The sequence below is a fragment of the Psychrobacter glacincola genome (assembly GCF_904846075.1).
In the GTDB taxonomy this organism is placed as follows: Bacteria; Pseudomonadota; Gammaproteobacteria; order Pseudomonadales; family Moraxellaceae; genus Psychrobacter; species Psychrobacter glacincola_C.
This window is the reverse complement of record NZ_CAJGZH010000002.1, coordinates 738,715-753,442: the sequence shown is the minus strand read 5'-3', so window position 1 is coordinate 753,442 and position 14,728 is coordinate 738,715. Positions and strand designations below refer to the sequence as shown.

At 44.0% G+C, this 14,728-nt stretch carries 12 protein-coding genes; 10 read left to right on the top strand and 2 right to left on the bottom strand.

Annotation, left to right across the window (positions count from 1 at the left end):
- Positions 1 to 80 precede the first annotated feature (80 nt).
- The 3 genes from JMW85_RS09295 (at position 81) to arfB (ending at position 2,391) form a co-directional block, all read left to right on the top strand.
- Positions 81 to 845, top strand: a complete 765-nt coding sequence (locus tag JMW85_RS09295) for an SDR family oxidoreductase (RefSeq protein WP_265090742.1) — start codon at positions 81 to 83, stop codon at positions 843 to 845.
- 217 nt (positions 846 to 1,062) lie between these two features.
- Positions 1,063 to 1,902: an HpcH/HpaI aldolase/citrate lyase family protein gene (locus tag JMW85_RS09290; RefSeq protein WP_201581560.1), complete on the top strand. Its 840-nt coding sequence runs from the start codon at positions 1,063 to 1,065 to the stop codon at positions 1,900 to 1,902.
- A gap of 75 nt (positions 1,903 to 1,977) precedes the next feature.
- Complete coding sequence (gene arfB / locus JMW85_RS09285; RefSeq protein WP_201581559.1) at positions 1,978 to 2,391, top strand: alternative ribosome rescue aminoacyl-tRNA hydrolase ArfB; 414 nt, start codon at positions 1,978 to 1,980, stop codon at positions 2,389 to 2,391.
- A gap of 119 nt (positions 2,392 to 2,510) precedes the next feature.
- On the opposite strand, the gene JMW85_RS09280 is transcribed toward arfB, so the two are convergent.
- Positions 2,511 to 3,710, bottom strand: coding sequence for a sugar transporter (locus JMW85_RS09280; RefSeq protein WP_201581558.1), 1,200 nt, complete (start codon positions 3,708 to 3,710; stop codon positions 2,511 to 2,513).
- Positions 3,711 to 4,286: 576 nt separating this feature from the next.
- Between JMW85_RS09280 and JMW85_RS09275 the strand changes: the two genes are divergently transcribed.
- The 7 genes from JMW85_RS09275 (at position 4,287) to JMW85_RS09245 (ending at position 13,854) form a co-directional block, all read left to right on the top strand.
- A complete protein-coding gene (locus JMW85_RS09275) occupies positions 4,287 to 5,234 on the top strand; it encodes a LysR substrate-binding domain-containing protein (RefSeq protein WP_201581557.1) in 948 nt (315 codons plus the stop codon).
- A gap of 228 nt (positions 5,235 to 5,462) precedes the next feature.
- Positions 5,463 to 6,734: a 2-aminoadipate transaminase gene (locus tag JMW85_RS09270; protein ID WP_201581556.1), complete on the top strand. Its 1,272-nt coding sequence runs from the start codon at positions 5,463 to 5,465 to the stop codon at positions 6,732 to 6,734.
- Between the two features lie 175 nt (positions 6,735 to 6,909).
- Positions 6,910 to 8,310 carry a 2-oxoadipate dioxygenase/decarboxylase HglS gene (gene hglS / locus JMW85_RS09265; protein ID WP_374220456.1) on the top strand — a complete coding sequence of 467 codons (1,401 nt, stop codon included), beginning with the start codon at positions 6,910 to 6,912 and terminating at the stop codon, positions 8,308 to 8,310.
- A 170-nt stretch (positions 8,311 to 8,480) separates the two neighbouring features.
- Positions 8,481 to 9,971 (top strand): L-piperidine-6-carboxylate dehydrogenase, encoded by a 1,491-nt coding sequence (amaB, locus tag JMW85_RS09260; RefSeq protein ID WP_201565327.1) that lies wholly within the window; start codon positions 8,481 to 8,483, stop codon positions 9,969 to 9,971.
- Between the two features lie 289 nt (positions 9,972 to 10,260).
- On the top strand, positions 10,261 to 11,721 hold the full coding sequence (gene nhaC / locus JMW85_RS09255) for a Na+/H+ antiporter NhaC (protein ID WP_201581554.1): 1,461 nt from the start codon (positions 10,261 to 10,263) through the stop codon (positions 11,719 to 11,721).
- A 17-nt stretch (positions 11,722 to 11,738) separates the two neighbouring features.
- Positions 11,739 to 13,025: an L-pipecolate oxidase gene (gene amaA / locus JMW85_RS09250; protein ID WP_201581553.1), complete on the top strand. Its 1,287-nt coding sequence runs from the start codon at positions 11,739 to 11,741 to the stop codon at positions 13,023 to 13,025.
- A 373-nt stretch (positions 13,026 to 13,398) separates the two neighbouring features.
- A complete protein-coding gene (locus JMW85_RS09245; protein WP_201581552.1) occupies positions 13,399 to 13,854 on the top strand; it encodes a hypothetical protein in 456 nt (151 codons plus the stop codon).
- A gap of 143 nt (positions 13,855 to 13,997) precedes the next feature.
- Here JMW85_RS09245 and JMW85_RS09240 read toward each other — a convergent pair whose 3' ends face one another.
- Entirely contained in the window at positions 13,998 to 14,636 is a 639-nt protein-coding gene (locus JMW85_RS09240) for a TetR/AcrR family transcriptional regulator (protein WP_201581551.1), read from the bottom strand.
- Positions 14,637 to 14,728: the final 92 nt, after the last annotated feature.

Below are 14,728 nucleotides of genomic sequence, written 5' to 3'. Positions count from 1 at the left end.
TTTGGATACCTATTTGGGATACATGAATTCAGCGCTCAAGAATGATTGAAAATATAACGTTTATAAAAATATAAGGAATCATGATGAAAGATTTATTTGATTTAACCGGTAAAGTTGCTTTGGTTACTGGCGCTAGCCGCGGCATTGGCGAAGCTATTGCTCGTTTATTGGCATCCAGAGGCGCGCATGTGATCGTCTCTAGTCGTAAGATTGATGCTTGCCAAGCAGTCGCTGATAGCATCGTCGCTGACGGTCACAAAGCCAGTGCCTTTGCTTGTCACGTGGGCGAGATGGCGCAAATTGATGCGATTTTTGAGCATATCAAAAGCGAGTTTGGCCAAATTGATATCTTGGTCAATAATGCCGCAGCCAACCCATATTATGGTCATATCTTAGATACAGATTTAGCGGCTTTTGATAAGACCGTTGAAGTCAATATCCGTGGTTACTTCTTTATGTCGACAGCCGCTGGCAAAATGATGAAAGAGCAAGGTGGCGGCGTCATCTTGAATACTGCATCGGTGAATGGTTTGGTAGCGGGCGACAAGCAAGGCATCTACTCAATCACCAAAGCAGCGGTCATTAGCATGACTAAAGCTTTTGCCAAAGAGTGTGGGCCACTCAGTATCCGTGTCAATGCGCTACTGCCAGGTTTGACCGATACCAAGTTTGCTTCTGCCTTGACGACCAATGATAAAGTGTTAAAAATGGCACTACATGCTATTCCACTAGGACGTGTTGCGGATCCTGACGAGATGGCTGGCACGGTATTATATCTAGTGTCTGATGCATCAAGTTATACCACGGGCGCGACTATCGTTGTCGATGGTGGTATGTTGGCTTAGCCAGTTAGAAGACTTAGAGTACAAGTTAAAAAACAATTTACTATTAAGAACTGCATGAGATTTATTTTCAGGCAGTTTTTTTGATTTTATTTTTGATCGAGTATCTAAATACTCTAAGTGTCATTGCATCGATAGATTATTAATTTAAAGTAAAAATAGGCTGTGTAATGGCATAATAAAGGTACTAATAGCTACTTTAATAATATAGGAATCAAGCATGGATTCAGTGACCAATCATAAAAAAAATATAATCTCTCAAAATAAAAAATGGCTATTCGTGCCAGCGACTCGTATCGATAGAGTAGCGAAGGCTTTTGCTAGTGGTGCAGATGTGGTTATTGTCGATTTGGAAGATGCCGTTGCGCCAGAAGATAAAGCAGATGCCCGCAAAGCATTACAACAATATCATGACAGTGCAGATTATCAGCCGATTTGGGTGCGTATCAATAAGGCAGGTAGCGAAGAATTTTTCAAAGATATAGTGCTCTGTAAAAAAATGCCAAATTTAGCTGGCGTGTTACTAGCTAAAGCTGAGCAAGTCGCAGACATAGAGAGTGTACATCAGCTTATCAATTTACCTGTGATTGCACTGATTGAGAGTGCTGTTGGATTATATCAAGTCAATAATATGGCAAAAGCAGTCGGATTGGCTGCGTTTAGTTATGGTTTTTTAGATCTGTGCAATGATTTGCACGTGCAAGTAGGTACGCCTGCTGCTGATATCGTCGCCAATCAAATCCGCTATCAATTAATACTGACTTCAAAAGTGCACCAATTGTCCCCACCGATTGATACTGTCTATCCTGATTTTAATGATGAGATAGGACTAAGCGCCCGAGTAAGTTTATGGTCACAGATAGGTATGTCAGGAATGCTGTGTATTCATCCCAAACAAGTAGCTGTTGTGCAGCGCGCCCTTAAGCCGACAGAGAGTGAGCTATCATTTGCTCAGCGTGTGGTCGAAGAGTATGAGCGCAGTGGACAGGCAGTGTTTGAGATAGATGGTCAAATGGTAGATGCGCCAGTGATTGCGCGCTGTCGCCAGCTATTAGATTAGTTATTGACGAAGTAGCAGGGAAGCAAATAATGGTTTATTATTCATCATACTTATTTATGATTTAAAAAGAGCTCTATGATTTTCATTAGCAATACCATTAGCCTTAATGACAATGAAGTAGAAATTAGCGCGATACGTGCGCAAGGCGCTGGCGGGCAAAACGTCAATAAAGTCTCATCTGCGATTCATCTGCGTTTTGATATCCATACCTCAAGCCTGAGTGATGTGCATAAGCAGCGTTTATTAGACAGTAAAGACAGCCGAATCACCAAAGAAGGCGTACTAATTATTAAGGCGCAGCAATTTCGTACGCAAGAGCGGAATAAGATAGATGCCTTTGAGCGGCTGCAAAGCTTTATTATAAAAGCCACTCATGTCAATCAAACCAGAAAGCCGACTAAACCTAGCAGAAATGCTAAGCGCAAACGGGTGGATCAAAAGACCCAGCGCGGCAAAACAAAAGCCTTGCGCGGTAAAGTGGATTTCTAATGGGTGGCTTATTTCCTATTTTTAAATGAACGAGAAAGCAAAATGCCAGCCTATTTAAGAGGCTGGCATTTTTTATAGTCTTATTTACTATCAGGTCTTTAGCTATCTCAGTCTTTTGCTTAACCAAGTCTTCTACTTAACTCGGGAAAGCGCTTTATCATAAATAACATCAATAGCAGTGCCACACTGGCGATAGCGGCGCCGACATAGCCGACGCTTGATATTGAAATATGCGTTACTGCATAACCACCAAACAGCGCACCTGCACCAATGCCTAAGTTGATAATCCCTGAGAACATTGACATCAGCATGTCTTGGGCTGTGACATCAACCATGATGACTTTGGCTTGCATGGAGATAATCAGCAGCATCAGCGCCGCGCCCCACAGTAATGCAATGAAACTCAGTGCCCAGATATAGGCTACGGTAAACAATAGCACCAGCATAGATATTAGCATGAGTATCGTCGATATCAGCATCAATCTGGTATTAAAACGATCACCCCAGCGGCTGAATATCACACTGCCTGCAATCCCAGCGACACCAAACAGTAGCAGTATAAAAGTAGCCGAATTTTCACTAATAGCACCGACCTGTCGCATAAAAGGTTCGATATAAGAATAAGCGGTATAGTGCGCGATAAAGACCAGTAAAATCAGTAGATACAAACAGATCAATAAGGGGTTTTTGAGCAATTCTGGAATTTTTCTAAACGAGCCTTCAAACATACTTGGCAGCGTTGGCAATAGCCTTGCTTGCAAAATAAACACGATAAAAGCAATCACCCCAATACCGCCAAAGGTTGCCCGCCAGCCAAACCATTGACCGACCAAGCGTCCTAGTGGCACGCCAAGCACCATCGCCAATGAAGTACCGGTCGCAAGCACACTAAGCGCCAGTGCTTTTTTGCCTTCTGGTGCTACGCGTATCGCAATCGCCGCTGTGATTGACCAAAATATCGCATGCGATAGCGCAATACCCACTCGGCTAATCAGCAATACATCAAAGCTCCAAGCAAATACGGACAATACATGGCTGGCAATAAAAACCACAAACAAGCCTAAGAGTAAGCTTTTACGCTCAAATCGGCTGGTAAGTAGCATCAATGGCAATGACATCGCCGCGACAATCCACGCATATAGCGTCAACATCCAGCCAGTTTCTGCTGTAGTGATGGAAAAATCTTGGGCAATGTCACTTAATAGGGCAACGGGGACAAATTCGGTGGTATTCATAATAAAGGCGCTGACGCCCATTAAGAATACTTGGAAATACTGAGTTCGGCGAGCATTTGCGCTCACCTCAAGGTTATGTTTCATATGATCCAATACAAATAAAGAAGGCGCTAATAGTGCAAATTAGCTCAAAAATAATTCATGAGTTTAAGAATAACGGCGGCATAGGTCGTAATGATGAAAAAGAGGAGGGCAAGATAGCAAATCAGTTGCGGTATGTCAGAGCTTATCATCAGACTCTACTATTTTATCAGGAATCGACGGTGTTTTTTGTAAGAGAGTCTTTAAAATTAGTGACCGAATAATTGGTTGAATGCTTAAGTAAATCCGATAATGACATCAGTGTCAGTTACATAGTGCTTATAGTGAGGTATCGCTATTTACGCTTGAATATAGGTATGATGACGCCATAGGCTAGGAATGCCTGATAACGTGATTTTAAATAATCATTGATATTTTACTAGGGCGTGTCTTCATTTCAAAAATGGCGATAAAAATGAGATAAATTGCCGTCAAACAAGAAAAATAGCGTAGATAATATCGGGATATTAATAAGCTATTTGACGATGTTTGGCAAGATTTAGCCATTTTTAACCCATTTAGATGACTATCGAGTGAATTGAGGACACGCCCTAATATGGGATAAAAGAAAAACAATCTATGAAAACCGACACCAATAAACCATTAGCCTTTAGAAGATACCCTTCAACGACGGCGCTGCAATGTTTTGAGACCGCTGCTCGTCATTTGAGTTTTACCAATGCCGCGCAAGAGATGCACATGACCCAAAGCGCCATCAGTAAGCAAGTGGCGCAGTTAGAGGAGATGCTAAACCTGTCTTTGTTTTATCGGACACCGCACCGGATTTCATTGACCCCTGCTGGCAAGTCATATTATCTTGAAGTATTAGAGATTTTAAAACATATCGAGGTGGCGACCACCAATTTGATGTCGCATAGCAGTAATACTGAGCTGCTAAAAATCGTCTCGCATCCGACATTTTGTGCTCGTTGGTTGATTCCAGCACTCAGTGGCTTTAGTCAAGAATACCCGCTTATCAACCTAGATATCAAAGAATTAGTAGGTCCATTTTTTTCTGAAGACCAAAATGTCGATATTGCATTTTTATATGGTGATGGGATGTGGAGCAATATGGAGGCCATAAAATTATTCGATGAATATTGTGTTGCTGTTTGTCAGCCGCAGTATTTGCAAGATAAGACGCTGAGTACCGAGTGTTTAAATGACTATGTGCTATTGCAAATAAGCTCGCGCTTAAGTGCGTGGTATGAGTATTTTAAGCAGCAAGATATCAGTGTTGATGGCACCTTTGTGGGTCCACGTTTTGAGACTTTTCATGCTTGCATTTCTGCCGCCTTACTGGGCTATGGTATAGCCTTGGTGCCGTTACGCTTGGTTGAGCCTGAGCTACAATCAGGCGCTTTAGTGATGGCGTGGGATTATGCGGCAAAGGGTCGCGGCAGCTATTATGTGACTTATCCTGTCTCTTCAGGGCAATCGCATAAGGTCAAAGCGGTTTTAGAATGGATTACGGCTTATTTAGCAATCTCAGATGAGCGTGAAAAGGCGTTAGGGCTTGCTTTATAATTTATATCTTATTGTTTTATTTTACAAAGTTATCTGCTGTGAGAATTTAACAAGCTAAACCTAAAAAACTGCCTTAATACGCAGTTTTTTTGTTTTTAAAGGATTCGTTTAGGAAGTTGATTCACTGGTAATGACAAAAAGGAATGCCACCACAACTATTATTCGTTTGCTGCCGGAATGATGTTTTGTTGAAATGAGTCTAACTCAAGGAAGAGATAGAGATTCATCATGGACAAGTTTTATAACGTGACCGATGCCTTTACGATGGTGCATCCGCTCACGCTCGTCAAAGGCAAAAATGCCAGAGTTTGGGACGATAATGAGCGCAGCTATATCGATTTTGTTGGCGGAATTGGTGTTTTAAACTTTGGTCATTGCCACCCCCGCATCGTGAAAGCCATCATCCAGCAAGCCCAGTCGCTGATTCACTATGCCTACAATGCGGCAGCACATCAGCCGTACCAAACCTTTATGCCGCGATTGTGTGAGCTTGTGCCTATTAGCGGTGAGCTGGCAGGGATGCTCACCAACTGCGGTGCAGAAGCAACTGAAAACGCTATAAAGATAGCACGCATGAAGACGGGTCGCACAGGCGTCATTGCGTTTGATGGTGGCTTTCATGGGCGCACACTGGCTGCGGTCAATCTCAATGGTAAGGTCGCGCCTTATAAGCGCGGGCTTGGTGCATTAGGGAGCGGCGTTTATCACATACCTTTCCCCAGCCCCGATAACAATATCAGCGACGAGCAAGCGATTGATGCGCTCCAGCGTTTATTTATGGTAGAAACCGATATCGATAATATCGGTGCCATCATCGTCGAACCTGTACAAGGGGAAGGCGGTTTTCAATTGATGTCGCCCACCTTTGCGCAATATCTACGTAAGTTTTGTGATGAGCATGGCATGTTACTTATCATGGACGAAATCCAATCCGGTTATGGTCGTACGGGCACGCCGTTTGCTTTTACCCATTTAGGGATTGAGCCTGACCTTATTTTACTTGGCAAAAGTATCGCGGGCGGCTTGCCATTAGGCGCAGTCATCGGCAAGGCTAGTGTGGTCAATGGTTTGCCTAAAGGCAGTTTGGGCGGCACTTATTCGGGCAATCCAGTTGCTTGCGCCGCTGCCAATGCCACGCTTGACATCATGCAAGCCGATGACGTCTGGCAGTCAGCCAAGCATTATGCCCAGACAATTGAGATGACCATCAGCCAATGGCAACAAGAAGGTATCTCGCCTTGGTTATTTGGACTTACCGGTATCGGTGCCATGCGTGGTATCGAGCTGCGTCATCCTGAGCATGATGTGCATCCGAGTGTGATGGCGCAAGTATTAGTGCAAGCACGCAAGCGTGGATTGCTGCTGATGCCAAGTGGGCAATATCGCCATATCATTCGGTTATTGCCGCCACTAACCATAGAACCTGACACCCTAAAAGAAGGGTTAGCTATTCTAAAAGAGGTGCTTATCGCGCTTCCTGATGGATTGCCTGCCGCTTAATGTTTAGGAGTGCTTAGGATAGATAGCGCATCGTCATAACCAAATGCTCGAAATCAAATATCAATTACTTAAAAATTTATTAACTCTATTACAAGGATGTTTATTTGTGAAAAATAGTAGCGTCAGTCCAGATAAGGATTTTATCTGCAGCGATGATATCCGCCATCATTTTTCTATGGCCATGTCAGCGATGTACCAAGATGAGGTGCCGCTATACGGCGACTTGGTTGATTTGGTCAGTGATGTCAATACCGAAGTATTAACCTCACATCCCGATATTAAATCACAACTGCTACATACGGGTGAGATTGAACGTCTAAGCATGGAGCGCCACGGGGCGATTCGGCTAGGTACCGCAGCAGAGCTGAGCATGATGCGCCGTCTTTTTGCCGTGATGGGTATGCACCCTGTCGGCTACTACGATTTAGCGCCTGCTGGTGTGCCCGTGCATTCAACAGCTTTTCGCGCACTTGACTCGCATTCATTGCATAAAAGCCCCTTTCGCGTTTTTACCTCGTTATTGCGTTTAGATTTGATTGCCGATGACACCTTACAACAAGAAGCCACGGCCACATTGGCGCAGCGTCAGATTTTTACTGCCGGTGTCATTGAGCTTATCGAGATTTTTGAGGTGCAAGGTGGTTTAACTTCTGAGCAAGCACAGCAGTTTGTCCAAGAAGCGCTAGAGACATTTCGCTGGCATGATAAAACGCCGGTGGCAAAAGCGCTCTATCAGCGTTTATTAAATCAGCATCCGCTCGTCGCTGATGTGGTTGGCTTTAAGGGTCCACATATCAATCATTTAACGCCTAGAACCTTGGATATTGATGCCGTACAACAAGGCATGCAAGCTCGCGGTATACCCTCAAAAGCCATCATCGAAGGGCCACCGCGTAGAGCGTGTCCAATCTTATTAAGGCAAACCAGTTTTAAAGCACTACAAGAAGCGGTTGGCTTTAAAGTTGCTGATACCTCAGACCCTAGCAATGGGGATTATGAGCAAGGGCACCATACCGCGCGCTTTGGAGAGATTGAACAACGCGGTGTGGCGTTAACACAAAAGGGCCGCGCGCTTTATGATGAATTATTGGCCGAAGCTCGCCGCCAGCTTGGTGCTACCCCAAATGAGGACAATGCGGCTCAATACAATCAAATTTTAACCAAGGTATTTACCGCTTTTCCTGATGATTATCAAACTCTACACGATGAGGGGCTGGCGTATTTTTATTACCAGTTGACGGATAGCACCCTTGATTCTGAGGACGGTCAAGCGTTGTTAGCCGTCACCTTAACCAATGATGACCTGAATAAAGTGCCTAATGCTAAGCTGAGCGCTCTGATTAATGACGAGGTGCTTCGCATTGAACCTATCGTTTATGAGGACTTTTTGCCTGTCAGTGCCGCTGGTATCTTCCAATCAAATCTGCAGGAGGCGCAGCCAAGCCAATATGATGGTTACTCAAGCCAACAAGAGTTTGAGCGTGATTTGGGCGCCGCCATTTATGATGAGATGGCATTGTATGAAGCGATGCAGGTGCAAAGCCTTGAGCAGTGCCTGTCCACCGTCAGTATTTAGTAAAATTTAGGCTAAAAATAGCCAGCTTATAGCCGACTTATTAGCACGTCATTCCAAAAAGGAATGACTGCAAGAAATTTATTATTTTGCAACTTAGTAGGTAGCAGGGTAATTTTATAAGTCAGTCAAGGACGTAGTAAACCATTATACCAATATGCAAGGGATTGATTATGATTAAGCAATATATGTCTGCAATGGGCGTAGAAGAAGCACACTATCAAAATGGCGACTTTGAAGTCACCACCCCAATTGATGGCTCAGTTATCGGTAAAGTCACATTAGATACAGTCGCCGACGTCGATACTAAAATCCAAAATGCCAAACAAGCTTTTCAAGAATGGCGCGTCGTTCCTGCCCCTAAACGTGGTGAGCTGATTCGTCTGTTGGGTGAAGTTCTGCGTGAGCACAAAGAAGATCTAGGTATCTTAGTATCGCTAGAAGCCGGAAAAATCAAAGAAGAAGGCCTTGGCGAAGTCCAAGAAATGATTGATATTTGTGACTTTGCCGTGGGCGTATCGCGTCAGCTTTATGGTCTAACCATCGCCTCAGAACGCCCAGGTCACCACATGCGTGAGACATGGCATCCACTGGGTGTCATCGGCGTCATCTCTGCCTTCAACTTCCCAGTCGCCGTTTGGTCTTGGAATACGGCATTGGCCATCGTTTGTGGCAACCCTGTCATCTGGAAACCTTCAGAAAAAACCCCCCTTGTCGCCTTAGCTTGCCAAGCGTTATTTGAAAAAGCCTTGGCAAAATTTGGTGAGGCACCAGCACATTTATCGCAAATCATATTGGGTAAAACCGATATCGGTAATGCGCTGGTTGAAAACAAAGACATCGCTTTAGTCAGTGCGACCGGTAGTACACGTATGGGCCGAGAAGTCGGGCCAAAAGTCGCTGAGCGTTTTGGTAAATGCTTGCTAGAGCTTGGCGGTAATAACGCCATGATTTTGGCACCAACGGCGGACTTGGATTTGGCGCTACGTGGCATTCTATTCTCTGCAGTGGGAACGGCAGGTCAGCGTTGCACCACCTTACGTCGTCTGTTCGTTCATGAGTCGGTCAAAGACGATATCTTACCGCGCGTTAAGTCTGCTTACGAGACGGTGAGCATCGGCCATCCGCTTGAAGGCAATTTGGTCGGTCCACTGATTGATGAAGACAGCTTTAATAACATGCAAGCAGCGTTAGAAAAGGCTCGCAATACTGGCGGTAAGGTCACGGGCGGCGAACGGGTGCTGATGGATAAATTCCCCGATGCTTATTATGTGACCCCTGCGATTGTTGAGCTTGATGAGCAAAATGACGTGGCACGTAGTGAGACGTTTGCACCGATTTTATATGTCATGCCTTATAAAGAATTTGACGATGCGCTAGCGATGCAAAACGATGTGCCACAAGGGCTGTCATCTTGTATCTTTACCAATGACTTACGTGAAGCTGAAACTTTCCTCAGCGACCGCGGTAGTGATTGCGGTATCGCCAACGTCAACATCGGCACCAGTGGCGCTGAGATTGGCGGCGCATTTGGCGGCGAAAAAGAAACCGGCGGTGGTCGTGAATCAGGTTCGGACGCATGGAAAGCCTATATGCGTCGTCAAACCAATACAGTCAACTACTCAACCGAGCTACCACTCGCGCAAGGCATCAACTTTGGCTAATAGTAGTTTGATTTGACGTGATGTGATGCTTGTTAAGTAGGCTCAGCGCTTATTTAGCAAGCCAATTATTAGCTATTTTGGTCGCCAATTATTAAGTATTTATTGTTTTAGTATGAAAGCCTGCGGAAGTGATGAATAACTATTCATGATTTCAAAACAGGCTTTTTACTCCCTTTGCCGTAACCTTTTTCGCGCTTTTTTCAGCATTATCAGCAGCCATGGATTGGTTGTTTCCACTACTGTTATATCTATGACAGCAGTATCCACTACTAAGGAAGGTAGGTATCTTATGATGGATGATAAACCTTATGACGAAGCTAAAGAGGGCTACGGTCCGTCTTCTAGTTTTTTATTAGATATTGCACCTCTGGTGTTGACTGCCATTATTCTGATGGTGCAGTTTTTTGTATTCAAAGATTTTACCCCTCACATTCCCTTAGCTTGCGGTATTTTAATCACCGGCTTGTTTATGAAGCTGCGTGGCCGTGACTGGGATGGCATGGAACAACGCTTTTTAAAGGTTGTCAAAATTGGTCTACCGGCCATGATTATCTTGATGGGTGTTGGTATGCTCATCGGCGCTTGGATTATCGCTGGTACCGTTCCTACAATTTTATACTATGGTTTTAGCGTTTTTTCTCCTTCATCATTCCTAGTCTCTGTCTGTATCATCTGTGCCATTATTTCTGTCGCCACAGGCACTTCGTGGGGCACGGTTGGTACGGTCGGTCTTGCCATGATGGGTATTGGACTAGGCTTGGGTATTCCGCCGTCACTAACGGGCGGTGCTATCGTCTCTGGTGCTTTTTTCGGTGACAAGATGTCTCCTTTATCGGACACCACCAACTTAACCCCAGCAGCGGCTGGTGTTGACCTTTGGGAGCACATCCGCGGTATGTTGCCAACCACGGTACCTGCCATGGTAACTGCATTGATTATCTATGCTTGGATTGGTATGGGTTACGGCGCAGAAAATGTCGATTTAACCTCAATTAAAGAAATTCAAACCTCACTAGCGGCCAATTATAACTTGAGCATCATTACGTTATTACCTGCTGTTGTCGTTGTCATTGCAGCGGTGATGAAAATGCCTGCTATTCCAACGGTATTATCTGGTGTGGTGGTCGCAGGATTGGTCGCGTTTTTTATGCAAGGCGTGGGTGTGCATGACATTTTTACGGTCCTACAAAATGGCTTTGTCAGTGAAACGGGCTTTGCTGTCGTGGATCAACTGCTGTCTAAAGGCGGCATTATGTCGATGACGTGGGTCGTGACTTTGACCATCTTTGCTTTAGCCTTCGTCGGCTCAATTGAGCATTACGGTACGCTAAAAGCCATCATGGCAAAAATTAATAAAATGGTGAAATCGAGATTTGGTTTAGTAATGACCACTTATGCCAGTACTCTTGGTGTCGGTACGCTCATCGGTGACGTCTATACCACACTGGTGTTGCCAGGTCGTTTATTAAAAGACAAATATCAAGAAATGGGCTACAAGCGTACCACGCTCACACGCTCTATTGAAGATACCGGAACCCTGTTATCTCCCCTTATTCCTTGGAACATGGGTGGTAGTTTCGTCGCGGCAACATTAGGTATTGCGACACTCACTTATGCACCATTTGCCTTTGCCTGTTGGTTATCACCGCTATTTGGACTGCTATGGGTATTCTTAGATAAATTTATTCCCCGTGAAGAACCTATTGTTAATAACGACACAAGCACGCTCTCCACTGTAGACAACGTGTAATTTAGAAGGAGTATGAGATGTTGCAAGAGCAATGTTTGTGGAATATGACCGCACCTATTATTGATACTTACAGCCAGATGAATAGCGATACTGAAGCGACTATTTGTATCATAGGCGGCGGTTATACAGGGTTGTCGGCGGCGATTCATTTGGCAGAAAAAGGCGTCAAAGTTATCCTCTTAGAGAGCCATACGATAGGCAGTGGCGGCTCTGGTAAAAGCGTAGGGCTCGTCAATGCAGGTACTTGGGCGCGCCCTGATGATTTGAATATTGCGCTAGGTGAAGTAGCAGGTGAGCGCTTGACAGACGCCCTTGGGCAAGCGCCAAGCTTAGTGTTTGATTTAATTAAGCGTTATGATATCGATGCGCAGGCCACGCAAGCCGGTAATATCCATATGGCACATAACGCCAAAGGTGAAGCAGATGTCGATATTAGATACGAGCAACTTAGCCGCCGCGGTGCGAATGTTGAAGTATTAACGGGCAGTAAATGCCATGAATATTGCGGGACGACAAGTATCAATAAAGCATTACTAGATCATCGGGCTGGTACGATAAATCCGCTGGCTTATGTCAGAGGACTTGCAAAAGTCGCTACCAGTCTTGGTGTGACTATCTACGAGCATTCCGCTGTTGAAGCCTTAGAAAAAGTAGACGGTCATTGGTATACAAGAACCGCTAAAGCTCGCGTGAAATCTGAGCGCGTTATTATTGCGACCAACGCTTATACCGAAGGCGAGTGGACAGAAATCACAAAGACATTTTATCTGGTTTATTACTATCAGATTGCATCTGAGCCACTGAGTGGCGAGGCGGCAGATCGTATCTTACCTTACAAAACAGGAGCATGGGATACTCGTTTGGCCTTGTCTAGCTTTCGCCGTGATGACGACGATCGCCTATTATTGGGAACGGTGGGTGGTACACAGCTTAAACCAAAATCCTTTTATCAATCATGGGCCAATGCGGTGCAAAAGAGCTATTATCCAGATTTGCCAGCATTTAAGTGGCAGTATGAGTGGACTGGTAGTTTTGGCTTCACGCAAGATCATATTTTTCGAGTCATGGAGCCCGACGAGGGCTTGCTGACAGCAACGGCCTATAACGGTCGCGGCATTACCACAGGCACGCTAATGGGTAAGTGCTTTGCAGATTATATAATGACAGGTAATAGAGATAGTATTCCCTTACCATTTAAGACCTTAGAAGAGGCAAAAGTTTTTTTTGGCGGGATGAAATCTGGCTTTACTGAGTTGGGACTGACTTTATATCATGCAGGACAATGTCTAAAAATAATTAGATAGCTTTGTTGAGTCATCGTCTGATTTTTTCTACCGTTTTTAAATATAAAGGTATTCAGACTTTGACGGCGATAGAGAGACCGTAACAATCGTGTGATTACCAAAGCGTATTAATATCAGTATTTATTTTCTATTATCTGATATGCTATCATCTTTAAGTCATTATCGTGGGTTTAACAGTTTTGTCATTGCCAGCCATTATCGTTATAAATGGTGGCGTACAAACCTTGCAACTTCCAGCACGATATAAAATAATTCTGGTAAAGCGCATGAGCCTGTACTCCGACATCCTCATTTGTGCCTGATTTTATTTGCCTATTTGGGCGTATTTCAACCTTTTTCGTCGGAGTTACAGGAGTCTAAGGTGTTCAATATCATGAGCCACATTGCTAACCAATCCAAATATACCCGTCATTACCACCCACGTCACCTTCTTGCCCAGTATGCGATCAATCAGATAGCGACACTTGAGCTGCGTTCGCAAGATATTGTTAAAGCCATGGGTTATCCTATCAAGCATACCATCCCTGCTTGTGAGCGACTGCGTCATGTATTATCGAATAAATACCTTGGGCTTGATGGCAGCTATATGGATAAATATTTTACCGCTGAAGAATTTCTAGCCGCGCTATTTGCTGTGCTGGATATCCCTCATACGCCGTTTGCAGAAGACATTGCCCAGATCAAAGATGCTCCTGTACACGCTCAGCATGATAATAAAAGTTCATCCTATGGCAGTGTGAGTAATGGCTATCAACAGATGAGTGAACAAGATTATGAAATGGTTGATAGAGTAGAAGAATATAAGCTAAAAAAATCTAAGGAATGTTAATTTCTAAGCATTATTTTTTAAGCATTAAGTAAAGCCTCACTGCAAAGTGAGGCTTTTTTCGTTGTGATCTTTAATGATGAAATTGAAAATTGGCTGGTATGAATATTTCATAATATTGTATAAATTATTGTATATCGAACTGATTATATATCAGGCTTTGATATGGCTCGCCATAAAATCACGAATAACGCATCAAACTCTGCATTAATGGGTGTATCGGTCTGGCGAATGATATGCATCAAGCCAAGACGACTGATAAAACCCATAAACACATCAAAAAGTATATAAAGGGGCACGGTGTCATTTAGTACCCCGCGGTTTTGACCATCTTCTAATACATTTAAAAATGCCCCAATCAGCTCTTTATTTTCATAAATCGCAATATTACGTATACGCGATGCCGACACTGAAGACAGTACCATCACCGCATCGGGATGTGAGTCTACAAAGTCAAAACAGACCCATAATGTCTTGCGTAGCCGATCTTGCACGCTATCAATGCCTTGCAAATGATCCATGATACGCGCCGCCAATCTGCCCAATACGATATCCATAATGGTATAAAACAGCGTTTGCTTATCGCCAAAATATTTATACAGCGTCTGTAGTGAGACATTGGCAGACTTTGCAATTTGTGCCATGGTTACCTCATTAGAATCAAAACCTGCAAATACTTTACGAACGGCTTTTTCAATTTTTTCTAAAGTAGCAGGGCGCATATCGGATAAGGGTGCCAAAGCTCGGGCTGTATTCATACTAGATATCTGACTCGTAGATTGCATGCTTGATGATTCCTGTGCGGTGAGAATTTTTATACTGTGCTACAGCGTCTTATTTATCGGCTTGATAAGCTAGAGTTGAAATAGGTAATATA

Coding starts and splice junctions, on each gene's coding strand:
- JMW85_RS09295 (WP_265090742.1), top strand. CDS start 81: ATGATGAAAGATTTATTTGATTTAACCGGTAAAGTTGCTTTGGTTACT.
- JMW85_RS09290 (WP_201581560.1), top strand. CDS start 1,063: ATGGATTCAGTGACCAATCATAAAAAAAATATAATCTCTCAAAATAAA.
- arfB (WP_201581559.1), top strand. CDS start 1,978: ATGATTTTCATTAGCAATACCATTAGCCTTAATGACAATGAAGTAGAA.
- JMW85_RS09280 (WP_201581558.1), bottom strand. CDS start 3,710: ATGAAACATAACCTTGAGGTGAGCGCAAATGCTCGCCGAACTCAGTAT.
- JMW85_RS09275 (WP_201581557.1), top strand. CDS start 4,287: ATGAAAACCGACACCAATAAACCATTAGCCTTTAGAAGATACCCTTCA.
- JMW85_RS09270 (WP_201581556.1), top strand. CDS start 5,463: ATGGACAAGTTTTATAACGTGACCGATGCCTTTACGATGGTGCATCCG.
- hglS (WP_374220456.1), top strand. CDS start 6,910: ATGGCCATGTCAGCGATGTACCAAGATGAGGTGCCGCTATACGGCGAC.
- amaB (WP_201565327.1), top strand. CDS start 8,481: ATGATTAAGCAATATATGTCTGCAATGGGCGTAGAAGAAGCACACTAT.
- nhaC (WP_201581554.1), top strand. CDS start 10,261: ATGATGGATGATAAACCTTATGACGAAGCTAAAGAGGGCTACGGTCCG.
- amaA (WP_201581553.1), top strand. CDS start 11,739: ATGTTGCAAGAGCAATGTTTGTGGAATATGACCGCACCTATTATTGAT.
- JMW85_RS09245 (WP_201581552.1), top strand. CDS start 13,399: ATGAGCCACATTGCTAACCAATCCAAATATACCCGTCATTACCACCCA.
- JMW85_RS09240 (WP_201581551.1), bottom strand. CDS start 14,636: ATGCAATCTACGAGTCAGATATCTAGTATGAATACAGCCCGAGCTTTG.